The organism is Streptomyces viridochromogenes DSM 40736 (assembly GCF_000158955.1).
Lineage (GTDB): Bacteria > Actinomycetota > Actinomycetes > Streptomycetales > Streptomycetaceae > Streptomyces > Streptomyces venetus.
The window spans coordinates 455,692-480,741 of record NZ_GG657757.1; the positions used below are offsets into that span (position 1 = coordinate 455,692).

27 protein-coding genes are annotated in these 25,050 nt (G+C 71.4%); 12 read left to right on the plus strand and 15 right to left on the minus strand.

The window, feature by feature from the left end; translation table 11 throughout:
• Positions 1-54: 54 nt before the first annotated feature.
• A complete protein-coding gene (locus tag SSQG_RS02120) occupies positions 55-468 on the minus strand; it encodes an Hsp20/alpha crystallin family protein (protein ID WP_003988028.1) in 414 nt (137 codons plus the stop codon).
• Between the two features lie 803 nt (positions 469-1,271).
• On the opposite strand from SSQG_RS02120, the gene SSQG_RS02125 reads away from it, so the two are divergent.
• Positions 1,272-1,943, plus strand: a complete 672-nt coding sequence (locus tag SSQG_RS02125; protein ID WP_003988029.1) for a CBS domain-containing protein — start codon at positions 1,272-1,274, stop codon at positions 1,941-1,943.
• 83 nt (positions 1,944-2,026) lie between these two features.
• Here the strand turns inward: SSQG_RS02125 and SSQG_RS02130 are convergent, their stop codons facing one another.
• Positions 2,027-2,425 carry a DUF6223 family protein gene (locus SSQG_RS02130; protein WP_003988030.1) on the minus strand — a complete coding sequence of 133 codons (399 nt, stop codon included), beginning with the start codon at positions 2,423-2,425 and terminating at the stop codon, positions 2,027-2,029.
• 230 nt (positions 2,426-2,655) lie between these two features.
• Here SSQG_RS02130 and SSQG_RS02135 point away from each other — a divergent pair, with 230 nt between their 5' ends.
• Together SSQG_RS02135 and SSQG_RS02140 are read left to right on the plus strand one after the other, a co-directional pair.
• The gene (locus SSQG_RS02135; RefSeq protein WP_039931789.1) at positions 2,656-3,783 is read left to right on the plus strand and encodes a sensor histidine kinase; all 1,128 of its coding nucleotides are present in this window, start codon (positions 2,656-2,658) and stop codon (positions 3,781-3,783) included.
• Positions 3,780-4,439, plus strand: a complete 660-nt coding sequence (locus tag SSQG_RS02140) for a response regulator (protein WP_003988032.1) — start codon at positions 3,780-3,782, stop codon at positions 4,437-4,439. Before SSQG_RS02135 ends, SSQG_RS02140 begins: the two co-directional genes overlap by 4 nt.
• Positions 4,440-4,544: 105 nt before the next feature.
• On the opposite strand, the gene SSQG_RS02145 is transcribed toward SSQG_RS02140, so the two are convergent.
• From SSQG_RS02145 to SSQG_RS02160, 4 genes are all read right to left on the minus strand, one after another.
• On the minus strand, positions 4,545-4,937 hold the full coding sequence (locus SSQG_RS02145) for a VOC family protein (RefSeq protein ID WP_003988033.1): 393 nt from the start codon (positions 4,935-4,937) through the stop codon (positions 4,545-4,547).
• Positions 4,934-5,731 carry a metalloregulator ArsR/SmtB family transcription factor gene (locus SSQG_RS02150; protein WP_003988034.1) on the minus strand — a complete coding sequence of 266 codons (798 nt, stop codon included), beginning with the start codon at positions 5,729-5,731 and terminating at the stop codon, positions 4,934-4,936. Before SSQG_RS02150 ends, SSQG_RS02145 begins: the two co-directional genes overlap by 4 nt.
• Positions 5,732-5,787: 56 nt before the next feature.
• Positions 5,788-6,966: an acyl-CoA dehydrogenase family protein gene (locus SSQG_RS02155; RefSeq protein WP_003988035.1), complete on the minus strand. Its 1,179-nt coding sequence runs from the start codon at positions 6,964-6,966 to the stop codon at positions 5,788-5,790.
• A 113-nt stretch (positions 6,967-7,079) separates the two neighbouring features.
• Positions 7,080-7,454 (minus strand): hypothetical protein, encoded by a 375-nt coding sequence (locus tag SSQG_RS02160; protein ID WP_003988036.1) that lies wholly within the window; start codon positions 7,452-7,454, stop codon positions 7,080-7,082.
• 117 nt (positions 7,455-7,571) lie between these two features.
• Between SSQG_RS02160 and SSQG_RS02165 the strand changes: the two genes are divergently transcribed.
• From SSQG_RS02165 to SSQG_RS02205, 9 genes are all read left to right on the plus strand, one after another.
• Positions 7,572-7,928, plus strand: a complete 357-nt coding sequence (locus tag SSQG_RS02165; RefSeq protein ID WP_003988037.1) for a DUF6479 family protein — start codon at positions 7,572-7,574, stop codon at positions 7,926-7,928.
• A gap of 236 nt (positions 7,929-8,164) precedes the next feature.
• On the plus strand, positions 8,165-8,671 hold the full coding sequence (locus tag SSQG_RS02170) for a SigE family RNA polymerase sigma factor (RefSeq protein ID WP_039931792.1): 507 nt from the start codon (positions 8,165-8,167) through the stop codon (positions 8,669-8,671).
• An 11-nt stretch (positions 8,672-8,682) separates the two neighbouring features.
• On the plus strand, positions 8,683-9,213 hold the full coding sequence (locus SSQG_RS02175) for a hypothetical protein (protein WP_003988039.1): 531 nt from the start codon (positions 8,683-8,685) through the stop codon (positions 9,211-9,213).
• A gap of 138 nt (positions 9,214-9,351) precedes the next feature.
• Positions 9,352-10,656: a bifunctional glycosyltransferase family 2/GtrA family protein gene (locus SSQG_RS02180; RefSeq protein ID WP_003988040.1), complete on the plus strand. Its 1,305-nt coding sequence runs from the start codon at positions 9,352-9,354 to the stop codon at positions 10,654-10,656.
• Entirely contained in the window at positions 10,653-11,915 is a 1,263-nt protein-coding gene (locus SSQG_RS02185) for a glycosyltransferase family 39 protein (protein WP_003988041.1), read from the plus strand. The genes SSQG_RS02180 and SSQG_RS02185 overlap by 4 nt, the downstream gene beginning before the upstream one ends.
• A 144-nt stretch (positions 11,916-12,059) precedes the next feature.
• The gene (locus SSQG_RS02190) at positions 12,060-13,727 is read left to right on the plus strand and encodes a purine-cytosine permease family protein (protein WP_039931793.1); all 1,668 of its coding nucleotides are present in this window, start codon (positions 12,060-12,062) and stop codon (positions 13,725-13,727) included.
• A gap of 168 nt (positions 13,728-13,895) precedes the next feature.
• The gene (locus tag SSQG_RS02195; RefSeq protein WP_003988043.1) at positions 13,896-14,354 is read left to right on the plus strand and encodes a hypothetical protein; all 459 of its coding nucleotides are present in this window, start codon (positions 13,896-13,898) and stop codon (positions 14,352-14,354) included.
• A 128-nt stretch (positions 14,355-14,482) separates the two neighbouring features.
• Positions 14,483-14,968 carry a cation:proton antiporter regulatory subunit gene (locus SSQG_RS02200; protein WP_003988044.1) on the plus strand — a complete coding sequence of 162 codons (486 nt, stop codon included), beginning with the start codon at positions 14,483-14,485 and terminating at the stop codon, positions 14,966-14,968.
• Positions 14,969-14,974: 6 nt separating this feature from the next.
• Positions 14,975-16,228, plus strand: coding sequence for a cation:proton antiporter (locus tag SSQG_RS02205; protein WP_003988045.1), 1,254 nt, complete (start codon positions 14,975-14,977; stop codon positions 16,226-16,228).
• Between the two features lie 107 nt (positions 16,229-16,335).
• Here the strand turns inward: SSQG_RS02205 and SSQG_RS02210 are convergent, their stop codons facing one another.
• The 9 genes from SSQG_RS02210 to SSQG_RS02250 all read right to left on the minus strand — a co-directional run bounded on the left by SSQG_RS02210 (position 16,336) and on the right by SSQG_RS02250 (position 24,846).
• Complete coding sequence (locus SSQG_RS02210) at positions 16,336-16,917, minus strand: Rv1733c family protein (protein WP_039931794.1); 582 nt, start codon at positions 16,915-16,917, stop codon at positions 16,336-16,338.
• 69 nt (positions 16,918-16,986) lie between these two features.
• Positions 16,987-18,087: a winged helix DNA-binding domain-containing protein gene (locus tag SSQG_RS02215; protein WP_003988047.1), complete on the minus strand. Its 1,101-nt coding sequence runs from the start codon at positions 18,085-18,087 to the stop codon at positions 16,987-16,989.
• A 151-nt stretch (positions 18,088-18,238) separates the two neighbouring features.
• Positions 18,239-19,366, minus strand: coding sequence for an MsnO8 family LLM class oxidoreductase (locus tag SSQG_RS02220; RefSeq protein WP_039931795.1), 1,128 nt, complete (start codon positions 19,364-19,366; stop codon positions 18,239-18,241).
• 183 nt (positions 19,367-19,549) lie between these two features.
• A complete protein-coding gene (locus SSQG_RS02225) occupies positions 19,550-20,533 on the minus strand; it encodes an ABC transporter substrate-binding protein (RefSeq protein WP_003988049.1) in 984 nt (327 codons plus the stop codon).
• A gap of 35 nt (positions 20,534-20,568) precedes the next feature.
• On the minus strand, positions 20,569-21,333 hold the full coding sequence (locus SSQG_RS02230; RefSeq protein ID WP_003988050.1) for an amino acid ABC transporter ATP-binding protein: 765 nt from the start codon (positions 21,331-21,333) through the stop codon (positions 20,569-20,571).
• Positions 21,330-22,262, minus strand: a complete 933-nt coding sequence (locus tag SSQG_RS02235; protein WP_003988051.1) for an amino acid ABC transporter permease — start codon at positions 22,260-22,262, stop codon at positions 21,330-21,332. The genes SSQG_RS02230 and SSQG_RS02235 overlap by 4 nt, the downstream gene beginning before the upstream one ends.
• Positions 22,263-22,265: 3 nt before the next feature.
• On the minus strand, positions 22,266-23,207 hold the full coding sequence (locus tag SSQG_RS02240) for an ABC transporter substrate-binding protein (RefSeq protein WP_003988052.1): 942 nt from the start codon (positions 23,205-23,207) through the stop codon (positions 22,266-22,268).
• Between the two features lie 8 nt (positions 23,208-23,215).
• Complete coding sequence (locus SSQG_RS02245) at positions 23,216-23,713, minus strand: GNAT family N-acetyltransferase (RefSeq protein ID WP_003988053.1); 498 nt, start codon at positions 23,711-23,713, stop codon at positions 23,216-23,218.
• Positions 23,710-24,846: an LLM class flavin-dependent oxidoreductase gene (locus tag SSQG_RS02250; RefSeq protein WP_003988054.1), complete on the minus strand. Its 1,137-nt coding sequence runs from the start codon at positions 24,844-24,846 to the stop codon at positions 23,710-23,712. Before SSQG_RS02250 ends, SSQG_RS02245 begins: the two co-directional genes overlap by 4 nt.
• Between the last annotated feature and the right edge of the window lie 204 nt (positions 24,847-25,050).

Below are 25,050 nucleotides of genomic sequence, written 5' to 3' on the forward strand. Positions count from 1 at the left end.
GGTCGGTGGCTCACCGACCGCGCACACAGTTGTGGTGCGGGCGCCCACGGCCGCTCAGGCGTGTCGCACCGGGATGGCCCTGGTTCCCGTCCTCGCCTCCGGGACCGGGACCGTGATGGTCAGCACACCGTCCTTGTATTCCGCGGCCGCCTCGTCGCCCTTCGCTCCGGCGGGAAGCCGGACGGCACGGGCGAGGGTGCCGTAGCGGAACTCGGTGCGGTGCTTCTCCGTGGTCTGCTCGGTGCGCTCGGCGCGCAGCGTCAGCAGCCCGTCGTCGACGGTGATCTCGACGTCCTTGTCGGGGTCGACGCCCGGAAGTTCGGCCCGCACGACGTACGTGCCGTCCCCGAGGTGTTCCTCGATGCGGATGCCGTGCAGCCCGGGGGCGACGTGCGCCCCGGGAAGCCCCGTCTCCACCCAGCCGAACAGGTCGGGCCAGCCCGGCAGTCGCTCCAGCATGCTGCTCATATCACCCTCCTTTCTGCAATTCCAGCTTCACTCCTCGGAGTTCGTGGGAGAAGGGCCCAACGACCCCATTGGCAGGGCCGGTCGACCCAGTTGTCGGGGGACGCTCACGGACGGGGCTGGGGTGTGGGCCGTCGGTCGTCCTCCTCCCCTGCGAGGTCGGGTTCGAGGACCGGACGGTGCCGGGGTCCGGGGAACTCGCGGCCTGGGCGAGGGTGGCATCGGGGTGGACGGTGACGGCCGGGGAGGTCATCAGATCGGCCGCGGCGACCGCCTGCGCCTTCCGGAGGCCTGTCGGAGGCCGGGCCCGCGGCCCCCGGCCGGAGGCACTGTCGCGGAACTCCTGTCGACGACGGGCAGTGCGCTGATCCGCCGCTCTTCCACGGTCCGCACGATCTCCTTGAAGGCCCCCCGGCGGCCAGAGCGACGACGGTGCGGGTCATCACGTCGCTCACGGTGTACACGGGTCCGTGCATGGCGTCCTCCCACCTGCGTGGCAAGGCCTCGCGGCACTTCCCGGCTCACTCCTGAATGCAGTGAGGTCATGGGCCGAACGGCCCCTGATCGTCCGCGAAGCATCAGCAGCCGGGCCTCCGCTTCCGTGAGCAACGCCCACAGCTCGCCCTCCTCTCGCCGCACCAGGGCCCGAAGGTCCCGTCGATCGAGGACGTACGGCCCTCTCGTTCTGCACCAAGGCCCCCAGCACACGGCCACGTCCGGGGCGCAGGCTGAAGGTGAGAAGCCATGCGGAGGACCGCCGAGCCAACGCGCGCAGCGGTCGGTCGCGGACCGAAGGGAGGCGTGTCATGCAGCACCGCACGATCGGAGAACTCATGACGCGTCCCGTCGTACGGGTACGACGGGACACGCCGTTCAAGGGGGTCGCCGGACTGCTGGCCGACCACGATGTGACCGCTCTGCCCGTGGTCGACGAACTCGATCACCCGATAGGGGTGGTCTCGGAAGCCGACCTGCTCCGCACGATCGCGGCGCGACCCGACCCCAACGGCTTGTCTCTGCCCCCGGCCCCGGTGGACGGAACCCTCTCGGCGGACGGGACCACGGCCGGAGAGCTGATGACGGCTCCCGCGGTCTGCGCCCGCCCGGAGTGGACAGTCGTCGAGGCGGCTCGTCTCATGGACGTCGAAGGCGTCAAACGACTCCCCGTCGTCGACGAGGCGGGCACGCTGATCGGCATCGTGAGCCGCGGCGATCTCCTGCGGGTCTTCCTGCGCCGGGACGAGGCGCTAAGCGACGAGATCACCCGTGACGTCCTCACCAAAACCCTCGGTCTCGCCCCGAGGGACGTTGCGGTCGACGTGCACGAGGGCCGGGTGACTCTCAAGGGCCGTGTGGAGACCGGCCGACTCGTCCCCGTCATCGAGCGGCTGTGCCGCGGCGTCGACGGCGTGGTGTCCGTGGAAGCGGATCTGACCAGCCGCTTCGACGAGTCGCCGAGGCCTGCTCCCACCGGCTGAACCGCGCCGGCTTCTGCTTGCCCGGCCCTGGTCGTTGTCGGCCTCGCCGGTCACCGGGACGACAGTCGACGGACAGGTGATCCTCATGGGGCGGACCCGAGCTCCCGCGCGTCTTCGCAGTCCTCGGCGGTCCACTCCGTGCGTCGGGAGCGGGCGAGAGCCTGTCGGCCGAGTGCCACGGCGGTGAATCCCAATGGGATGGCCACGACTGCTCCCACCATCCCGTTGCCGGTTCCGGGGCCCCCGCTGGAGGTGGCCAGATGCAGGGCCGCCAGGGCCGTGCCGGTCAGGCCGACCGCCATGGCCGCCATGGCGCCGGTGCGCGCGTTGCCGGTGCGGATACGGCCGGCGACGCGGGCCAGGGCCAGCCAGCCGAGGGCCACGCCGGCCAGGCCTACGCACAGGGCCAGGACGGCCCCCGTCCGCCCGTCGCCGATGGCCCCGCCCTCGGCTGCCACCATCAGAACATCTGTTGCGCTCATGCCACTCTCCTCGTTCTCGCGCGGGGAAGCCGCGGTGTCGTGGGGCCTTGAGCGTGCCTGCCGACCGCGCCGGTGGTCGTCCGGCGGGCGCGGTCTTCTCGGACTGCCGCCGGCACGGCAGTTGACTGCTGCGCGTGCGGCAGGCGTCGGTCGAGTACCGCGGGTGCGGTAGCCGGTCGTTCGTCCGTGGGCGGGACTCGCCCGCAGCGGCGTCCGGCTAGGGTGCACGCATGGACACAGGGCGTTTCCGTGTCCCGGCCGGTGTCATGGACTTGGCGATCGCCGTCGGCGTGGCGGCGCTGCTGCTGGGCACGGGGTTGTCCGGGCAGCACCCGGCCGGGGAGCGCGAGTTGGTCGGCGCTGTGCTGATGGCGGCGGGCGGTCTGGCGCTGGTCGCGCGTCGGAGGGCCCCGATTGCCGTGCTGGCTGTCACCGGCCTGTGCGCGGTGGGGTACGAGGCGGCGGGTTTTGAAGTGCTCGCGGTCTCGTATCTGGTCGCGGTGTACGGCGCGGTGCGGGTCGGGCACCGTGCCCTGACGGTGGCGGCATCCGTGTCCCTGCTCGTCGTCCTCCCCCTCACGGCGCCGGCCTTCCGCGAGGGGCCGGCGCGCGAGGCGTTCACGCAGGCCCGGAACGTACTGGAGATCGCCTGGCTGATCGCCGCCTTCGCCGCCGGGGAAGCGCTGCGGCAGGCCGAGCGGCGGGCGGACGAAGCCGAACGCACCCGGGAGGAGACCGCTCGGCGCCGCGCCGACGAGGAGCGGCTGCACATCGCGCGGGAGCTGCACGATTCCCTCACCCACCAGATCTCGATCATCAAGGTGCAGTCCGAGGTCGCCGTCCACCTCGCTCGCAGGCGCGGCGAGCAGGTGCCCGAGACGCTCCTGGCGATCCGGAAGGCCGGACGGGAGGCGACCCGGGAGCTGCGCGCGACTCTGGAAGCCCTGCGCGACGACGACACGGCGCCGCCGCAGGGCCTGGAGCACGTAAGGGAGCTCGTGGAGCGCGCCCGGTCGATGGGCCTGGACACGACGCTGACGATCGAAGGGCAACGGCATGACGTGCCGGCCGCGGTGGGCCGGACCGCCTACCGCATCGTCCAGGAGGCGCTGACCAACACGGCCCGGCACGCCTGCGCCACCACCGCGGCGGTCCGCATCGAGTACCGGCCCGACACCCTTGCCGTCCTGGTGGAAGACGACGGCGAGGCCACTCCCGACGACGCCCCTGCCCCCGGCCTCGGGCTGCTCGGCATGCGCGAACGGGTCACCGCCCTCGGAGGCCGGCTACGTGCGCTGCCGCGCGCCGAACACGGTTTCATCGTCCAGGCCGAACTCCCTGTGGAACGAGCATCATGATCCGTGTCCTGCTGGTCGACGACCAGCCACTCATCCGCAGCGGCTTCCGCGCGCTGCTCGATCTGGAGGACGACGTCGAGGTGGTGGCCGAAGCCGCCGACGGCGAAGAGGGGTTGGCGCTCGTCAGGGAGCAGCGGCCCAACGTCGCGCTCATCGACATCCGCATGCCCGTCATGGACGGCATCGAGGCGACTCGGCGCATCGCCGCGGACCCGTCCCTGGCCGGCGTGCATGTCGTCATGCTGACCAACTACGGCATGGACGAGTACGTCTTCGAAGCGCTACGCGCCGGCGCCGCCGGGTTCCTGGTCAAGGACATCGTGCCGGAGGACCTCCTGCACGCCGTACGGGTGGCCGCCCGAGGCGAGGCTCTGCTCGCCCCGTCCATCACCCGCAAACTGATCCACCGGTACGTCACGCAGCCGCCCCCCACCACCAGTGCCGCACTGGAGGAGCTGACCAGCCGCGAACGGGAAGCCGTCGCCCTGGCCGCACGAGGCCTGTCCAACGACCAGATCGCCGGCCACATGGTGATCAGTCCGATGACTGCGAAGACCCACATCAACCGTGCCATGACGAAACTACACGCCCACGACCGGGCCCAACTCGTGGTCCTCGCCTACGAATCCGGCCTGGTCACCCCGCGCAGCAGTTGACAGCCGGTCACGGCCGCGCTGCGGCGAGAGGGATGGCGGATCCGGCGATCGCTCCGATCACCGCCGGCCCGGCACCGGCGAAGACACCCTGCACCACCACCTGGTTCAGGGCCGACGAGCGGGCTGGAACAGTTCGATGAGGTTGCCCGACGGGTCGGCCAGCAGGATCTGGCGACCGCCGGGGCCGGAGACGGCCTCGCTGCGGAAGGAGAGACCGGCGCCGCGCAGCCGGGCGATCTCGGCATCGAGGTCGTCACAGGTGAGGTGGATGCGGTTGCCACCCGCGACGGCGGCCTCCTTCGGGGTGGCCCTGGCGCCCGAGCTCGCCGCGCCCGACAGCAACAGCCGGAGCCGACCACGCACCACGTCGGCGAAAGCGGGGGCCGCACTGGAGTGCAACGTGAACCCGAGGTGGGTGGTGTAGAAGTCGATGGCGGCCTGCACGTCATCGACGAGGTAGCGCACGCTGACGTATTCGTCTTCGTCGTGAGTGGTCATGGCTCGGACCTCGCAACGGTCTCGGGGGTGTTCAGGACCGGCATCAGATGCCTGACACGGGTGTCTATGTCTGCCGCCACGTGCTGAAAGGCCGCGTAGCCGGCCTCGCCGGTCTCCGCGGCCGCACCCGGGTCGGCCATGCTCCAGTGGACCCGACGCGGGCCGAACTCCGGGCAGATCTCACGCGCCTTGTCGCACAAGGTGATCACGTGGTCGAAACGGCGACCGACCAGGTCGTCCACGTGCTGGGTACGCCGACCGGACAGGTCGATGCCGAACGACTCGCGCAGGACCCGGACGGTATGCGGGTGCAGTTGCGGCTGGGGGCTTGTGCCGGCGCTGACCGCAGTGACACGGCCGGCGGTGTGGTGGCGCAGCAGGGCTTCAGCGATCGGCGAGCGGGCGCCGTTGCCGGTGCACACGAAGAGCACCGCGAGTCGGCGGCCTCGCGCCCGGCCGACGGGACTGCTTGGCGATGAGGGGGGCTGGCGCAACGCCGGGTGCAGGGCGGCGCCACTGGCCGCCAGTGCGTCAGTGCAACGCTCCAGGTCGAGGTGGTAGTAGGTGTCCCGGCCGTCGAAGCTGCTGCGCCGGGCCGTGACCAGTCCGCCGTCACGCAGCAGACGCAGGTGATACGAGACGAGGTTCTGCGGCTCCCCGACACGTTCCACCAGTTCACGGACTCGATGGTCGCCGTCGGCGAGTTCCGCCAGCAGCCGCCAGCGCAGCGGATGCGCGGCCAGCCGGACGAACTCCGGAGGCGCGAGGGCTGCGTCCGCGGGCCGGGATCCCATACGCCGAAGCTACATCAAGCCAGATTGATGCATCAACCCCAGTGGATCGAAAGGAGTCAGCGCCGTACCCGTGGCATACCCAGACCGATCCAGGAGATGATCTCCCGCTGGATCTCGTTGTTGCCGCCGCCGAAGGTGAAGATGACCGCCGAACGGTAGCCGCGCTCCAGTTCGCCGTGGAGGACCGCGCCCGCCGAGCCCTCCTTCAGTGCGCCCGGCGCGGCGACGATCTCCATGAGCGAGGCGTAGGCGTCGCGCCGGGCCTCGGAGCCGTACACCTTGACGGCGGAGGCGTCCTGCGGGGTGAGGGTGCCGTCCTGGACGGCACCGACCATTTGCCAGTTGAGCAGCTTGAGCGCGTCCAGCCGGGTGTGTGTGCGGGCCAGGAGGCGGCGCACCCAAGGCAGGTCGGCGACGCGGCGCCCGTCGGCGAGCTTGGTCTCCGTCGCCCAGCGCTGCACGTCGTGCAGGGAGCGGATCGCCATGGTGCCGTGGGCGGCCAGGGTCACGCGTTCGTGGTTGAGCTGGTTGGTGATCAGCCGCCAGCCCTGGTTCTCGGCGCCGACCCGCCGGGAGACGGGCACGCGCACGTTCTCGTAGTAGCTGGCCGTGGTGTCGTGCGAGGCGAGGGTGTTGATCAGGGTGCAGGAGTAGCCGGGGTCGGAGGTCGGCACGAGCAGCATGGTGATGCCCTTGTGCGGGGGCGCGTCGGGATCGGTACGGACCGCCAGCCAGACCCAGTCCGCCGTGTCGCCGTTGGTCGTCCAGATCTTCTGGCCGTTGACGACGTACTCGTCGCCCTCCCGTACCGCGCGGGTGCGCAGGGATGCCAGGTCGGTGCCCGCACCGGGCTCGCTGTAGCCGATGGCGAAGTCGATCTCGCCGGAGAGGATCCTCGGCAGGAAGTACGCCTTCTGCTCGTCGGTGCCGTACTGCATGATCGTCGGGCCGACGGTGTTCAGCGCCATGAGCGGCAGCGGGACGCCGGCCTGGGCGGCCTCGTCGAAGAAGATGAACTGCTCCATGGCCGTCAGTCCGCGCCCGCCGTACTCCTCGGGCCAGCCCACGCCGAGCCAGCCGTCGGTGCCGAGCCGCCGGATGGTCTCGCGGTAGAACCGCTTCTGGGTGGCCGGGTCGCCGTGCCGGGCGTAGGCGTGGTCCGGGACGAGTTCGGCGAAGTAGGCGCGCAGTTCGGTGCGCAGCCGCTGCTGCTCGGGCGTGTATTCGAGGTGCATGGCGCCTCCAGGCTCCCCAAGGCCGGTCCTGTCGGCGCACACCGTAGAACGTGTTGCAGAAATTGGGAATGGCGAGGCGCGAACGTGCCCGGAGTGCGCCCTCCCCGCGGCTGTCAGTTCAGTGTGACGAGGAAGTCCGTGCACGCCCGGGCGCACGCACGGCACATCGCCGCCGAGTCCTCCGCCCCCGGCTGCCGGTCGAAGACGTGGGCGGCTTCCAGGCACACCGTCCGGCACCACTCCACCTGGACGCGGATGCTGGTCTCGTCCACCTGGTTCTGCTCGGACAGCACACGGCAGGTCGCGTCGCAGACCTCCGCGCACATGATGCCCTTACGCCGTACGAGTTCCTGGTTCTCGGTGCCGTCGGGATCCACGAGGCTCGCGCGCAGCGCGCACGCCCGGGCGCACTCTGTACACGCCTGCGCGCATGCGAAGCGGTCCTCCAGGAACCGGAACAGCTCCTCCTGGGATGTCGTCGAAGTCACACCGCGCGGGTAGCCCCGTCGATGCCCGTCAAACCCCGGCACCCGGGACCGCAAGGGCACCGTCCTCACGGTCGAGGTGAGCCGGTTCATGATGAGAACCAGGGGTACCCGCGCGCCATGAACAGCGCATGGATGGAGATGGCCGCGGGCCGTGGCGCCCTTGGTATCGGGCTGGTCGCGGCGGGTGTGGTGGTCGTTGTCCTGCTGCTGGGGGCCTTCGTCCTCGGCGTCCGCGTCAAACGCAGGGAGCTGCCCACGCCCCGACCCGACGAGCAGCCGCGACTGCCCGACGGCGGCCCGGTCCGCGAGACGAGTGAACGCCGGGAGCCCGAGGAGATACCGAGAAGCCAGGAGCGTCTGACGCCGCACGAGCTGAAGAGGCACGGCAGCCGGACGAGCGCGTCCCAGGAGCGTCCCCGCTGGAGTGAGGGCAGCAGCGGCTCGTTCGGCGGTGGCGGTCCGGGCGGCCACTGACCTCCGCTCCCCGCGGCATTCCACCAGCCGAAGGGCGAGCGCACGCAGACGTCACTGCCGAACAACCGAAGAGCCGGAAGGAAGGGCCCGTGCACCGCACGGGCCCTTCTGCGTGGCCGGTGCCCGGTCGGCGCCCGAACACGGTGAGCTGGATCACAGGACCCAAGTGCAGCGTGGAGCGGGGTCCAGCGTCTTTTTCAGGGGTGTAGGCAGCCCTGAGACGCGGGACGGTGAGGATGGAGCAGGTTCGGGCGGACGGCTTCGACGAGTTCGTGGCCGCCCGTTGGTCGGCGCTGCTCCATGTCGCGCGTCTGCTGACGGGGGGCGACCGGCAGCGCGCCGAGGACCTGGTGCAGGAAGCCCTGGTGAAGCTGTGGTTCGCCTGGCCGAAGGTCGCCGAACAGGCTCCGGAGGCGTATGTGCGCACGGTGCTCGTGCGGATGGCGGCACGCTCGGCGCGGCGGCGCTGGTGGGGTGAGCGCCCGGTGGAGCAGCTGCCCGACCGGGCCGATCCGGACGACGTGTCGTCCACCGTGGCGGAACGCCGGCGGCTGGAGGCCGCGTTGGCCCTGCTGTCGCCCAAGCAGCGGGTCGCGGTGGTGCTGCGCTACTACGAGGACCTGCCCGAGGCCCAGGTCGCCCAGGCGCTGGGCTGTCCGGTGGGTACCGCGCGGTCCCACGCGTCACGCGGAGTCGCCCGGCTCCGTCAGATCCTGTCCGACGCCGTCAGGCCCGTGGGGTGAAAGGAGAAGCGATGGACGACTTCGAGCGGGACCTGTCGCGGCTGATGCGCGACACCCAGCAGCACACTCCCTACGAGCCCGAGCACCGGCAGCGGTTGCACGCGGACATCCGGACCCGCCGCCGGTCGCGGCTGCTGTGGAAGGCGGGCGGCTCCGCCGTGGCGGTGGCCGGGCTGAGTGTCGGGCTCGCGCTGCTGCCGAACATGCTCACCCGGGCCCAGCCCGCCGATCAAGACCGCCGGCCCCCGCCGGCGACCAGCCCGACGCCCTCGTACGAGGACGAGCCCACGACGAACGCCCCTGATCCGAGCCCGAGTTCGACCCAGCCGGCGTCGTCCGCGCCGGCGACCGCGACCGCGACCGGCGGTGACACACCCACGGGTGCCACGGGCACGTCGTTCAGGCCCACGCCGACCACCACGGTCCCCGAGCCCCCGGCCACGTCTGAGTTCCCCACGCCGCCCCCCTCCCCCTCCCCCACGACCGCCCTGCCGTCCCGTCTGGAGACGGAGGAGCCCTCCTCGTCGGCGGGCACCGAGTAGCCGCCTGAGCGGCCCTTCCCGTCCGGGGCGTCCCCGCCCCGCGCTCCGTCACCGCACCACCTGTCAAGCGCGCCTTCGGCATGCCCGCGGGTCGGCGCTCGCGTATGCCCCGCGCCAGAGAGAGAACGTGAATCAGCCATGAGAACCGTACGGCGGTCGGCCCTGATCGACCGCCCCGACCGCCCCGACCACCCCGACCGCCCTCTCGCCGAGCCGTCCGCGTTGCCGCGCCGGGCACCCCTGCCCGCACACCACCCGGAACCGGTCCTCGACGTGGTCGTCCCCGTCCACAACGAGGAGAACGACCTGGAACCGTGCGTCCGGCGTCTGCACGCGCACCTGGGCGAGACCTTCCCCTACCCCTTCCGGATCACCATCGCCGACAACGCGAGCACCGACCGGACGCCGGGCATCGCCGCACGGCTGGCCGCGGAGCTGCCCGGAACGGACTGGATCCGGCTGGCCGAGAAGGGGCGGGGCCGTGCGCTGCACACCGCCTGGTCGCGCTCGCGCGCGCCGGTGCTGGCGTATCTGGACGTGGATCTGTCCACCGACCTCGCGGCGCTGCTGCCGCTCGTCGCACCGCTGATCTCGGGCCACTCGGACATCGCCATCGGCACCCGTCTCGCCCGTGGCTCACGCGTGGTGCGGGGTCCGAAGCGGGAGATCATCTCCCGCTGCTACAACGGGCTCCTTCGCTCCACGCTCGCGGTGGGGTTCTCCGACGCGCAGTGCGGGTTCAAGGCGGTCCGGCGGGACGTCGCCGAACGGCTGCTGCCGCTGGTGGAGGACCGCGAGTGGTTCTTCGACACCGAGTTACTGGTCATCGCGGAGCGCGCCGGGTTGCGGATCCACGAGGTGCCGGTGGACTGGGTGGACGATCCCGACAGCCGGGTGCACATCCTCGAAACGGCCCTGGCCGACCTGCGTGGCATGGCCAGGCTCGGCCGGGCGCTGGCCCGCGGCCGGCTGCCGCTGAGCGCGCTGCGCCGCAGTGGCGGCGACCTCGCCGGGGAGCTGCCGACCGGTCTGGCCCGGCAGGTCGTGCGCTTCGCCGCCGTCGGTGTCGCCAGCACCCTGTGCTACCTGCTGCTCTACACCGCGCTCCGGCCCTCGGCAGGGCCGCAGGCCGCCAACGCGCTCGCCCTGCTCGCCAGCGCGCTCGCCAACACCGCCGCGAACCGGCGGCTCACCTTCGGGGTGCGGGGCCGCGGCGGCGTGCTGCGGCATCACCTCAAGGGGCTGGCGGCGTTCCTGGTCGGGCTGGTTCTGACCAGCGGTTCGCTGGCCGCCCTGCACCACATCGCGCCCGGCGCGGGCCATCGCTGCGAGCTCGTGACGCTCGTGGCGGCCAACCTCGCCGCGACGCTGCTGCGTTTCCTCCTCTTCCGGGCCTGGGTGTTCCCGGACCGCTCCGATCGCCGTACGACAGGATCCCCATGAGCACCGTCGAGCTGCGTCGAGCGCCGTCCGGCCTCCGTTCCCCCGAACGCCTCCGCGACTCCCGGCAGTTCGGGCGACGGCTGCGCGGGGCCGCCGTGCGCCATGGGCCCGTGCTGGTGACGTACGGCGTGCTGAAACTGGCCGGCTTCGCCGTCTTCATGTACCTGCTGGACTCCGCCGGTGACTTCCGGAAGAACAATCCCCGCTTCGGCGGCGGCAAGCATGCCTGGGACGTCCTGGCGAGCTGGGACGGCTGGTGGTACCAGCAGGTCGCCGCGCACGGGTACGACCCCGCGCTGAGACCGGTGCCGGGCGCGACGGGCCTGATCACCCTCGAAGGCAACTCGGCGGCGTTCTTCCCGCTGTACCCGGCGCTGATGCGACTGGTCTCGGAGTGCACCGGACTCGGGCTGTACGGCGCCGGCCTGACGGTCTCGATCCTCGCCTCGTTCGTCGCGGCACTCGGCATTTACGCCGTGACGAAGCGGCTGGGCGGCCACCGGGCGGGGCTGGTCGCGGCCGGGCTCTGGGCTGTGTGGCCCGGCTCGGGCACCGAGTGGTCGGGCTACTCGGAGTCCCTCTACACGGCACTCGCCGCGTGGGCCTGTCACGCCGTCATGTCCCGCCGCTGGCTCACCGCCGGTCTGCTGACCTGCGCGGCCGGGCTCTGCCGGCCCACCGCCGCCGCCCTGGTGGCCGCCCTCGCCGTCGCCGCCGTGCTGTCCCTGCGCCGACGCGAGGACGGGGTGCGCCGTCCGTTGGCCGCCGTGGCGATCGCGCCGCTCGGCCTGTTCGGCTACCTGGCGTGGGTCAACTACCGCATGGGCGACATCAATGGCTACTCGAAACTCCAGGATGGTGCCTGGGCCCACAAGTTCGACTGGGGGGCCCACACGTTCAAGGTGCTGACGTCCCTTCCGGTGGGGCACTTCGACTATCTCTTCGCGAGGGCCTTCGAGGACGTCATCGGTGTCTGCGTGGTGCTGACGGTGCCGGTGCTGACCGTGCTGCTGATACGCCTGAGACCGCCTGTCGTCCTGGTCGTCTACACGGTCCTGTCGTACCTCATGGTGATGTCCACCCAGCAGATCTTCGGCAACGTCTCGCGCTATCTGCTCCCGCTCTTCCCGCTGTTCGTCCCGCTCGCCCTGGCGTTGCGGCGGCTGCGGTGGCCGTCCCTGGCCACGGCCCTCGGCACGGCCGCGCTGGCCTCCGGGTCGTACGCGGGGTACGTGCTGTTCGTGCTCGGAGTGCCGTAGACACCTCCGGAACGGCCCCCGGTGCCTGGCGAGATGCCTCCGAAACACTCCCTTCACGCGGGAAGTATTTAGGGGTAACGACCGCTGCCTACCGTGCCTGCCTTGTCAGCCCCCCAAAAACCCGCAGCAGCAAGGAGGCGTGGCATGAGTACCGAGCCACGACTGGCAGAGGTCACCGAGGCGGAATCCGCGCAGGAGGCGGCGGCACCGGGTGCCGACCAGGCCGTCAAGGAGACGCTGGAGGACTACACCCTCCGCTTCGCGCCGCGCAGTTACCGGCGGTGGACTCCGATGGTGGTGGCGACGACCGCCCTCGGCGGCATCGCCTACATGGCCGACTTCTCCATCGGGGCCGGCATCGGCCTGGCCCACGGCACCGGCAACGCGCTGCTCGCCATCGCCGTAGCCGCCGTCGTGATCTTCGTGACCGGTTTCCCGCTGGCCTACTACGGGGCCCGCTACAACATCGACCTGGACCTGATCACGCGCGGCTCGGGCTTCGGCTACTTCGGCTCGGTCCTCACCAGCGTCATCTTCGCCAGCTTCACCTTCATCTTCTTCGCCCTGGAGGGGTCGATCATGGCCCAGGGCCTGAAGCTGGGCCTCGGACTGCCGCTGTGGCTGGGTTACCTGGTCTCCACCCTGATGGTGATCCCGCTGGTCATCTACGGCATGACGGCGCTGAGCAAGCTCCAGGTGTGGACCACCCCCATCTGGCTGCTGCTGATGGTCGGCCCGCTGGTCTACCTGGTCGCCACCGACCCGGGCACGGTCGACCGTTTCCTCGCCTACGCCGGGACCGACGGGGACGGCGGTGTCAACACGGCCTCCGTGCTGCTGGGCGCCGGCGTGTGCCTGTCCCTGATCGCGCAGATCGGCGAGCAGATCGACTACCTGCGCTTCATGCCGCCCAAGACCGAGGCGAACAAGCAGAGTTGGTGGACCGCCGTGGGCATGGCCGGCCCGGGCTGGGTGGTGCTGGGCGCGCTGAAGCAGGCCATCGGCGTGTTCCTCGCGGTGTACATCATCGCCGAGGTGGGTCCCACTGCCGCGCCCGAGCCGATCCAGCAGTTCAAGCACGCCTTCGACGCGATGATGCCGTCCTGGATCGTCCTCCCGCTGGCCGTGGCCCTGGTCGTCATCAGCCAGATCAAGATCAACGTGACGAACGCGTACTCCGGCTCGCTCGCCTGGACCAACTCCTTCACCCGGGTCACGAGGCGCTACCCGGGCCGGATGGTCTTCGTCCTGGTCAACCTGGGTTTCGCGCTGGCCCTGATGGAGGCCGACATGTTCAGCTTCCTCAACAGCATCCTGGGCTTCTACTCGAACTGCGCGATCGCCTGGGTGGTCACCGTCGCCACCGACATCGGCATCAACAAGTACGTGCTGAAACTGTCCCCGCACGCCCCCGAGTTCCGCCGCGGCATGCTCTACGCGGTGAACCCGGTCGGGGTCGTCGCCTTCGTCGCCGCCTCCGGGCTGTCCATCGCCCTGTACTTCCACGCGCTGGGCGACACGCTCCAGCCGTACTCCCCCGTCGCAGCCGCCGTGATCGCGTTCGTGCTCACTCCGCTGATGGCGGTGGTCACCAAGGGCAGGTACTACCTGCGCCGCACCGACGACGGCATCGCCGAGCCGATGCTCGACGAGGACGGCAACCCCAGTGCCGCGACCTACGAGTGCCATGTGTGCCGGCAGCGGTTCGAACGTCCGGACGTGGCCGCCTGCCGCACACACGACGCGGTCGTCTGCTCGCTCTGCCTGAGCACCGACAGGGTCGGCGACCACGTCCTGCCCGCGACCGCCTGACCCGTCGGGCGGGAGCGCCCCGGTGTGCTCCCGCCGTACGGCACGTTCCAAGTCGGTCTCGGACGCACTGGGCGAGACCGGATGAGGGGAGACTCCGGACGCCGGGCGGCATACTGATCTTGCGGTACGTGATGATCAGGCCGACCGTCGGAGAGGGGATGACGGGACGTGACCACCGAAGGAACGGGCAGCGGGCGGGAGACGCCCGACGAGCAGGACGGCACTTCCCCGGTCCCGGACGAGGTGTGGCTGAAGTTCCTCACGGACACCGAGTACGCCATAAGCGCCTCCGCCCCGAAGGAACCCTCCGCGCGGGAGCGGGCGGCGGGACGCCGGCCCCAGCCGTCGCACGCCGTCGGTGACCTGTGGCAACCGGAGGAGCCGTGGGTCCGGGCGTCCTGGCGGGATCTGGACCGGCGTGCCAAGGCCCGGCGCGTGGGACGGGTCGCCGCCACCGCCGCGGCCGTCGCCCTGGCCCTGGGCGCCTGGTCCCAGCTGTCCACCGGCGCGGGCACCGGCGAGAGGCCGGGAACAGGCACCGTACGGCAGGTGGAAGGGGCGACCGCGAGAACACCCGCGGCCACTCCCCTCCCGTCCGGAGCGCCGTTCCCGGAACCGTCCAGGTAGCGCAACACGGGCGGGTGCGGTCCCACCCGGCCGCCTAGGATGAGCGCACAGGCCGGATCTGGGCCGTTTCGTCCGGGCGCGGCCCCCGCAGGCGCACAGCAACGCTCACGCCGACGGAAGGGGGACAGATGAGCGCGCCACGCCTCAGCAGTACGCCGTTGCCGGGCATAGGTGTCCGCTACGACCTGACGACACGGGACAGCCGCCGCCTGTCCGTGGTCGCCCACCGCGACGGCCACCGGACGATCAGCGCCTACCGCGAGGACGACCCCGACGCCTGTGACCTCTCGGTACGCCTCACGGCGGAGGAGACGGCCACACTCATCGACGCGCTGATGCCCGCCCACCACACGCCGAACCTGCTGTCCACCACCGACCTCGGGCTCGTCGCCGAGCGGATCGAACTGCCCGGCGCCTCGCACTGGAACGGCCGGCTGCTGGGGGAGTCCCGGATCCGCACCGACACCGGCGCGTCCATCGTGGCGGTGCTGCGCCGGGCCGAGGCGATCCCCTCCCCCGCACCGGACCTCCGGCTCGCCGGCGGCGACACCCTCATCGTCATCGGAACCCGCGAGGGCGTGGAGGCGGCCGCCGCGATACTGGGGCGGGAGTGACCCGCCATGCACTCCTCCGCCGTCTTCCTGATCGAGTTCGGCTGCCTCATCCTCACCCTCGGCCTGCTCGGCCGCCTCGCCGGGCGCTTCCACTTCTCGCCGATCCCCCTCTACCTGCTGGCCGGGCTCGCGTTCGGCAAGGGCGGACTGCTGCCGCTGGGCGCCAGCGAGGACTTCGTGGCCGTCGGCGCCGAGATCGGCGTCATCCTGCTGCTGCTCATGCTGGGCCTGGAGTACACGGCCGCCGACCTCGTCTCCAACCTCAGGACCCACTACCCGGCCGGGCTCGTCGACGCGTTCCTCAACGCCCTGCCCGGTGCGGCCCTGGCCCTGCTGCTCGGCTGGGGGCCGGTCGCCGCCGTGGTGCTGGCCGGTGTCACCTGGGTCTCCTCCTCCGGCGTCATCGCCAAGGTCCTGGGCGACCTGGGGCGGCTCGGCAACCGCGAGACGCCCGTCATCCTGAGCATCCTGGTCCTCGAGGACCTCTCCATGGCGGTCTACCTGCCCATCGTCACGGCCCTGTTGGCCGGGGCGGGCCTGGCCGCGGGCGGTGTCACGCTGGCGATCGCCCTGGGCGTGGCCACGCTCGTGCTCGTCCTCGCGGTGCGCTTCGGCCGCCACGTCTCCCGTTTCGTCTCCAGTGACGACCCCGAGAAGCTGCTGCTGGTGGTGCTCGGCGTCACCCTGGTGGTCGCCGGGCTCGCGCAGCAGCTCCAGGTGTCCGCCGCGGTGGGCGCCTTCCTGGTCGGCATCGCACTGTCCGGTGAGGTCGCCGAGGGTGCGACGAGCCTGCTCGCGCCGTTGCGGGACCTGTTCGCCGCGGTGTTCTTCGTCTTCTTCGGCCTGCACACCGACCCGGCCAGCATCCCGCCCGTCCTGGTGCCCGCCCTCGCCCTGGCGGCCGTCACCACCGCGACGAAGATCGCCACCGGTTACTGGGCAGCGCGCCGCGCCGGTTTCGGGCCCAAGGGCCGCTGGCGTGCCGGCGGCGCACTCGTGGCCCGGGGCGAGTTCTCCATCGTCATCGCCGGACTGGCCGTCACGTCCGGCATCGACCCCGCCCTCGGCCCCCTCGCCACGGCCTACGTCCTCATCCTGGTCCTCCTCGGCCCCCTGACCGCCCGCTACACAGAGCCCCTGGCCGCGCGCCTGAGCGGCCGGTTGCGCCGGAGGAGCACCGCGTCCCCCGCAGAGCAGGCGTCCGCTCCGCCCGGCGCCCACAAGGCCATCGAGGGCCAGGACACGGTCGGCCGCACCTGATCGTGTGACAGGGACGGTGCGGCCGTCGACCCGTCGGCTTCCGCCGGGTGGGCCCCCGCCTCGGCGGCACGCCGTGCAGCCCTCAGGCCCTCAGGCCGTCGTCCGGTTCACCCCGTCTTCCAGCCCCGGCGCGTGTCGATCCGCTCCCACTCCGCGTCCCACTGCGCCATCCGCCGCCGGTCCAGGGACAGCCGGGTCAGCCAGACGGCCCCCAGCACCACACCGCCCGCGAAGACCCCGGCCAGCCCGCCGCCCACGGCCGTGTGCAGCCACGCCTCGACGTCGCTCACCGGTGGAGCGGTGATGTCACCACTCCGGTTCACCCACACGGGGGTGGTGCTCCCGGCCGGAGCCCGGGCCGGCACCCGCGCCTGCTCCCTGTGCGTCGTGCCGTCAGGCGCGGTCCACCGCACCTTGCCCCACACCCGGTGGTCACCCGCCGACCGGGCCATGGACGGTCCGGGCGCGTCCTCGACGACGACCGCCGCGACCTGACGGCGCTCGGCCCGCTGGCGTTCGACGGCCGTCTCGACCGCACCCGCCGCCAGCAGCCCGGCGAGCACTCCGCCCACCAGGGCCAGCACCCAGCCGGCGAGCACGACCCACGCCTCGACGACGTCCACGCGCCGTTTGAGCGCGTTGTGCCGCCACCGCCACCCGCGCACGGTCACACGCTCTGACGTTCTCATCGGCCGACACCCCCTCGTGAGCACCGGCGCCACCCTTCCAGTGTGCGCCCGGCACCCCGGGCGGGCCTGTCAGCCGGGAGACGGGGCGATCCGTACCCGGTCGCTCTCTCCTTCGGAGAGGAAGGACGCCAGCGCCCACCCCTCTTCGGCGACATCCGCCCGCTCGGTCCGGGAGAGGCGACGCAGCGGGGTGACCAGGACGGTGTCCGCCTGGACGGTCCAGGTCGCGGCGACCCGCCCGTCGACCAGGACGACGCGGGCGCCCTGGACCGACAGCCCGCGATGGGCGTCGTCGATGATCCGGCTCCGGTCGTGGTAGCCGAGCACGGCGTTGTCGAAGGCCGGGAGGAAGCGCACCGGGGCGGGGCTGTCGGTGTCGGGGCGCGGAGCGTCGGGGAGGTCCAGGAGTTCCCGGCCGCGGTCGTCCCGGAAGGCGACCAGTTCCTCGCGCAGCGCGGCGATCGCGGCGGGCAGTCCGGCCAGTCCGCACCAGGCGCGCAGGTCGGCCGAGGCGGCGGGTCCGAACGCCGCCAGGTAGCGCCGCAGCAGCATCTGCCCCACGGGGTCGGAGCCGTCCGGTTCCGGCGGGTCGATCTCGCGCCCCAGCCAGGACGAGATCAGCGCGTAGCGCGCTCCCGCCGTCGTACGCCACACCCCGCGTGGTGGCAACTGCGCCGTCGGGAGCAGAGCGGCGACCAGCATCTCACCCAGGGGCCTCGGCCCCGCCGCCGGCCAGCGACCGGTGACGGCGCGGGCGAGCTCGCCCATCGAGCGGGGCTCCCCGTCGGCCATGACCTCCCGGCCCGCCACGGCGAGCTCGCCGAGGTCCACCTCCGCGAGCTCGCGGCGGTAGGTCCCGAGCACCCGCTGACGCAGCATGCCGTCGTGACGCGCCCGCCAGGCCAGGGCGTCCGCGGCGGTGACGAGGTGGACGGTGCGGCGCATGAGGTGGGTCCGCACCACGCTCCGCCCGGTCAGCAGATCCGACAGCCCGGCCGGCTCGAACGCCCGCAGCCTCGACCAGAGCCCCACGAAAGGTTCCTGCGGTTCCTGCGCCTGGAGACCGCCCAGGTGCCCGACCGCGTCCAGCACCGGCAAGTCGGCACGGTCGAGGAGCAACTGCCGTGCGAGAGCGGCGCGGTTGAGCGCCCGGGCGTCGAGAACGGTCATCGCAGCACCTCGGCCTTCGAGTCGTGAGCCGACCCGTGGTTCGAGAGGTCCGGGCGGCTTGCCCGATCACCGTCGCAGGAGTTGCGGTCAGGTCGTGACCGCAACCCGCGTCACCACGGGTGAGCCACCGGCCGGTGAAACCGCGCACCTCTCACCGGCGTTGCCATTCTTCCGCGAGGAGCTGATACGAGCGCACCCGGTCGTCGTGGTCGTGGGTGATGGTCGTGATGAGGAGCTCGTCGGCGCCGGTGGCCTCCCGCAGTTGTTCCAGCTGGTCGGCGACGCGCCCCGGCGAGCCCACGAACTGGGTGTCGACACGGTCGGCGACCAGGGCTCGGTCCTCCTCCGTCCAGGCCTGAGCACGGGCCTCCTCGGGGGTGGGGAAGGGGATCGCGCCCTCGGCGGTGCGGATGCTGCGGACCCAGGGGGCGTAACCGGTGGCCAGTTCGCGGGCGGTCTCGTCGTCCTCGGCGACGACGACGTCGGCGGAGACGCTGACACGGGGCTTGTCGAGGTGGTCGGAGGGCTGGAACGCGGCCCGGTAGCCCTCGGCCGCCTCCAGCACGGTGGCCGGGCTGACGTGGTAGTTGGCGGCGAAGGGCAGACCGTTGCGGCCGGCGACGTCGGCGCTCTCCCCGCCGCTGCTGCCGAGGATCCACACCTGCACGTCGGCGCCCTCACCGGGGACGGCGTGCGCCTCCAGGCCGTCCGCCGAGCGGTAGTCGCCGCGCAGCAGCGCAAGGATGTCGCCGACCTGTTCGCCGTAGTCCTGGTGGGTGGCGCCGGGCTGCTGCAACAGCTCCCGCTGCAGCCTGAGGCGGGGTGAGCCCCGCAGGTGGTCGAACGAGAACCGGGGCGGGATCTTCAGGCCGTTGGGGGTGTGCCCGTCGACGACGGGGGTGGTGGTGGGGCGGGGCTGCGCGGTCTGTCCGGGCGGGCGGCCGCCGGAGCGGCCGAGGCCCAGGTCGAGTCGTCCGGGGTGCAGGGCGTCGATCAGCCCGAACTCCTCGACGGTGGACAGGGCCGTGCGGTGGCCGAGTTGTACGGCTCCGGACCCGATCCTGATCGTGGAGGTCGCGGAGGCGGTCAGGGCCAGGAGGACAGCGGGCGAGGTCCCGGCCACGCCCGGGTTGAGGTGGTGCTCGGCGAACCAGTAGCGGCTGTAGCCGAACCGCTCGGTGTGGCGCGCGAGGTCGATGGTGCGGTGCAGGGCCTCGGCGGCGGTCGAGCCGGACGGGACCGGGACGAGGTCGAGGACTCCGAGCGGGATGCCGGACATGGTCGGGTGCTCCTCAGCAGGCAGGCGACGGGAGGGTTCCGGGCGGAGGGCTAGTGCCCCGACAGGCGACGTTCGCCCCGGCGCGACGCCCGGCACGCTCCCCCGAGATCTTCGAGCAGGGGGCACGCCGGGAGCACGCACCGGACGCCGCTCCTTGACGGGCAAACGTTGCCTGCCGCGGCACTAGCTGCCGGTCTTCGGCAGACCGGGCGGGTTGATCTCCGACTTCTTCACGGCCTCGTCGGACAGGCCCCAGCGCCCGAGGACCTTCGCGTACGTCCCGTTCTCGATGACGTGGTCGAGTGCGTCGGCGAGCGGCTTCGCCAGTCCGCTGTCCTTCTTGGTGGTGGCCGCGATGAGGCCCTGGAGGTGGGCGCCGGCGCCGGAGTAGGTGCCGACGACCTCCGTCTTCCCGGTGGTGGCCGCGTGGTAGGCGGCGGTCGGATTGGGACCGAGGTAGAGGTCGATCCGGCCGGACTGGAGGGCGAGGTAGGTGTCGCTGTCGTTCTGGTAGTACTTGATGTCGACCGGCTTCCGGCCGGCCTTCTCGTTCTCCCTGGACCACTCGATCAGCAGCTTCTCCTGGTTGGTGCCGCTGCCCACGGCGACGGTCCGGCCCGCCACGTCCTCCGGTCCGGTGACCTTCAGGCCGCTGCCCTTCTTCGCCTCGAACGCCAGGTTGTCCTCGCGGTAGGTGGCGAAGTCGTACTTCTCCTTGCGTTCCTCGGTCACGGTGATGTTGCTGAGGCCGGCGTCGTACTTGGCGCTGTCGAGGCCGACGAAGATGTTCTCCCAGGACACCGTGTTGATGTGCGGCTTGAGGCCGAGGACGTTCGCGACCAGGTGGGCGAGGTCGGGTTCGACGCCGATGACGGTCTTGTTGTCGGTGGCGTAGAAGGTCAGCGGTGCGGCGGAGCCGGACGAGGCGACGAGTTCCAGCGTGCCTCTCCTGCGGATCTTCGCGGGTACTTCGGCGGCTATGGACTCGACCTTGCCGGTGGTGACGCGGTTCTGGTCGGGACTGATGTTGATCTTCGCTTTGCCGCCGGTGGTGGCCGCGACGTCGGTGGTGCCGCCGTCGGTGGGGTTGGCGCAGGCGGCGAGGACGAGGGCGCCGACGAGTCCGAGGGCGGCCGCGGTGGTGCGGCGGGCGACGAGGGTGGCCACGGTGGTGCTCCTTGCGCAGGGGAAGAGGGGGATGGTCAGAGGACCTTGGAGAGGAAGGCGCGGGTGCGCTCGTGCTGTGGGGCGTCGAGTACGGCGGCGGGCGGGCCCTGTTCCACGACGACACCGTCGTCCATGAACACCACGGTGTCGGCGACCTCGCGGGCGAAGCCGATCTCGTGGGTCACGACGATCATGGTGGTGCCGGTACTGGCCAGGTCCTTGATGACGTCGAGGACTTCGCCGACCAGTTCCGGGTCGAGGGCCGAGGTGGGTTCGTCGAAGAGCAGCACCTTGGGTTCGAGGGCGAGTGCGCGGGCGATGGCGACGCGCTGCTGCTGGCCGCCGGACAACTGCCGGGGGTAGGCGGCGGCCTTGTCCGCGAGCCCGACCCGCTCCAGCAGCCGGCGGGCGGTGTCCTCGGCCTCGTTGCGCGGGCGGCGCAGCGCGGAGACGGGAGCCTCGACGAGGTTCTCCAGTACGGTCAGGTGCGGGAAGAGGTTGAAGTTCTGGAAGACGAACCCGATGTTGGTCCGCTGTTTCAGAACGTCCTTCTCCTTCAGCTCGTGCAGCTTGTCGCCGGAGCGGCGGTAGCCGACGAGTTCACCGTCGATGCTGATCCAGCCGGCGTTGACCTTCTCCAGGTGGTTGATGGTGCGCAGCAGCGTGGACTTGCCGGAGCCGGACGGGCCGAGGATCACGGTGACCTCGCCCGCGCGGACCTCCAGGTCGACACCGCGCAGCACCTCCAGGGCGCCGAAGCTCTTGTGGACGCCGTGGACGTCGACCATGACGGCACTCATGTGCTCTCCTTCGTCACGAAGCGCCGGGCGCGCTGGAGGGGGGTGGGCGGCGGGGTGCGGTCGGCGCCCCGGGCGTAGCGTCGTTCCACGTAGTACTGGGCCACCGACAGCAGGGAGGTCAGTACGACGTACCAGGCGGTGGCGACGAGCAGCAGCGGAACGACCCGGCCGTTGCGGCCGTAGATCACCTGCACCTGGTAGAACAGCTCGCCGATGGACATCACGTAGACCACCGAGGTGCCCTTGAGCAGGCCGATGATCTCGTTGCCGGCGGTGGGCAGGATGGCACGCATGGCCTGCGGCAGCACGATCCGGCGGATCTGCCGCAGCCGGGGGATCCCCAGCGCGGCGGCTGCCTCCAGCTGTCCGTGGTCGACGGCGAGGACGCCGCCGCGGACGATCTCGGCGGCGTAGGCGGCCTGATGCAGGGTCAGCCCGATGACCGCGGCGCCGATGGTGCCGATGAGGGTGTTGCTGTCGACGGACACGAACACCGGGCCGAAGGGGATGCCGAGGCCCAACTCCTCGTACAGGGCGCTGAGATTGAACCAGAAGACCAGCTGGACGATCATCGGGATGGACCGGAAGATCCAGATGTAGGTCCAGGCGACGGTGGAGAGCACCGGGCTGCGCGAGAGCCGCATGAAGGCGATCACGGTGCCGAGGAGGAAGCCGAGGACGGTGGCGTAGGCGGTGAGCTGGAGGGTCACCCACACCGCCTGGACGATCGTCTCGGAGAAGACGTAGTCGCGGAAGACGTTCCACTCCCAGACGGGGTTGGTGGCGAGTCCGTGGACGAACTGGGCGACCAGCACGACCACGGCGGCGCCGGCGGCCCACCGGGCGTAGTGGCGGGTGGGCACGATCTTCAGCTCGGCCGGGTCCTCGACCGCTCGGGTGGCCGGTTCCGTGATGGTGTCACTGCTCATGGGTCACCTGTGCTCGGGCGGATTGATCCGCGAGGTGTCGATCGCGGAGGCGGACGTGCCCCACTTCTCGAGGATCCGGGCGTAGGTGCCGTCCTCGATCAGCTCGTTGACGGCGGCCTGGAAGGCCTTGGTGAGCGGGGAACCCTTCCGGAAGGCGAAGCCGACGTCGAGGCGGTGGTACTCGCCGAGGAAGGCGGTCCCGGCCGCGGGCTGGGCCGCCTGGTAGCGAAGGCCGTTGATGGTCGACATGATCACGTCGATGCGGCCCTGCTGGAGCGCGGTGAGCGTCGCGGCGTTCTCCGAGTAGACCTTCACCTCGTACGGCTTCTTGCCGGCCTTCGCGCACACGCCCTTCTGCTCGGCGAGGGTGGTCTCGAAGGTGGTGCCGGCGCCGGTGCCGATGGTCAGGCCGCACAGCTGGGTGAGGTCGGTGACCTTCTTCTTGAGGGTGGTGTCGCCCTTCTTCACGGCGAAGCCCTGGCCGTCGTTGATGTAGGTGACGAAGTCGACGGTCTTCAGGCGCTGGGTGGTGACGCCGAAGTTGCCGGTGCCCACGTCGTACTTGCCGCTGCCGAGGGCGGGCAGGATCGTTTCGAAGGAGGCGTCCTGGCGCACCGCCTTCACGCCGAGGACCTTGGCCACGGCGTCGGCGATGTCGATGTCCTGGCCGGCGGGTGCCTTGCCGGGTCCGTTCGGGTAGTAGGCCCCGGGCGGGAATCCGACGGAGCTGCCGATCCGGAGCCGGCCCGACCGGCGGACGTCGGCGGGCAGCAGGGCGGCGGCGGAGTCCACCTTGCGGACGGCGGCGACCGGGTCGTCGGTGGGCGCGGGCGACTGCGCGGCCGCGCTCGTGGTGCCGGCGGTGCCACCGGAGCCGCAGGCGGTGAGCGCGAGGGCGGGCAGCAACGCGAGGGCGGCGGCGCTGCGCAGACGGGTTCTGATCATGCGGATGCTCACTTCGTGCGGGCCTCTCCGAGGTGTTTCTCGAACGGCAGCGGGCCGATGGTCTCCGGGTCGGCGTCCGTGTCGAACAGGGGGGTGTAGCCGGTGGTGAGGTAGAGGCCACGGGCCTCGGGCTGGCGCGGACCGGTGGTGAGGTAGATCCGCCGGTAGCCACGGAGGGCCGCCGCGGCCTCCAGCTCGGCGACGACGCGCCGGGCCAGTCCGCGCCGCCGGTGGGCGGAGTGCGTCCAGATCCGCTTCAGTTCGGCGGTGCCCAGGTCGTACCGGCGGAAGGCGCCGCCCGCGACGGGCTCACCGCGCTCCAGGAGCAGCAGGAGGAGACCGCCGTACGGTTCGGTGAACTCCTCGTCCGGGTAGCGGGCCATCTCGGCGTGCGCGTCCCCGCCGTAGCGTCTGGAGTACTCGTCGCCGAGTTCACGCAGGAGTGGCTCGACGCGGGGGTCGGAGACGGGGACGTGCAGGAACGTCAGTTCCGGTGCGGAGGTCATCCGTGCACCGCCGCCAGGGTCTGTGTCCCGTGGGCCGCACGCTCGGCGTCGCGCTTGGCGACCTCCTCGCGGACGATCGGGATCACGTGGCGCCCGAAGTCGATGGCGTCGCCCAGCAGGTCGTAGCCGCGGGCGGAGAGGATGTCGACGCCGAGGTCGTAGTAGTCGAGCAGGGCCTGGGCGACCGTCTCGGGGGTGCCGACCAGGGCGTTGGAGTTGCCCGCGCCGCCGGTGGCGGCGGCCGTCGGGGTCCACAGGGCGCGGTCGTAGCGCTCCCCCGCCTCGGCGATGGCGATGAGCCGCTGCGAGCCGGTGTTCTGGGGCTGGGCCTGTCCGTTGTGGCGTTTGGTGATCGCCTCGCCGCGCTCCCTGCGGGCCTTGATCGCACCGACCGTACGGTGGGCCTTATCCCAGGCCAGTTCCTCGGTGGGGGCGATGATCGGGCGGAACGCCACCTGGATGCGCGGCACGTCGGTGCGGCCGGCCGCACGGGCTGCCGCCTTCACGGCCTCGATCTGCTCGGCGGTCCTCTCCAGCGGCTCTCCCCAGAGGCAGTAGATGTCGGCCTCGGCGCCGCCTGCCGCGTACGCGGCGGGTGACGATCCGCCGAACGACACGTTCGGGCGCGGCTGCTGGACCGGGAAGACGTCGCTGACGAAGTCGTGGAAGCGGTAGTGCTCGCCCTCGTGGTCGAACGGCTCGTGGGTGGTCCAGATCTTCTTGACGATCCGGATGTACTCGCGGGTGCGGGCGTAGCGCTCGTCCTTGGTGAGGACGTCGCCCTCGCGGCCCTGTTCCCGGTCGTTGCCGCCGGTGATGAAGTGCACGGTCAGACGGCCCTCGCTGATCTGGTCGAGGGTCGCGAAGGTCTTGGCGGCGAACGTCGGGTACGAGACGTTCGGCCGGTGGGCGAGGAGGATCTGGAGCCGGTCCAGCCTGCTCGCGATGTAGGCGGCGGCCGGTGCCGGGTCGGGTGATCCGGAGCCGTAGGCGAACAGCACCCGGTCCCAGCCGTGCTCCTCGTGTGCCCGGGCGAGCCGGAGCGTGTACTCCTTGTCGAAGGCCGCGCCGGAGCGCGGGGTGATTTCGGAACCGTCGTGGGTCGCGGCGATGCCGAGGAATTCCACGGGCATGGGTACGGCCTTTCCTCAAGTCCTCTGGCACTGCGCCGCGTTCGTACGCGGGCAGGGCGGGGCAGCCCTCGGCACGGTCGTGTGTGACGGTGCCTCAGGGCGGGGTGATCCGGATGAAGAGCAGGGGTGATGACGCCGGGGTGCGGGCCCCGGGCGAGGTGGTGCGGCGGCAGCGCGTGTCAGGAAGAGGACTCGGCCCGCTAC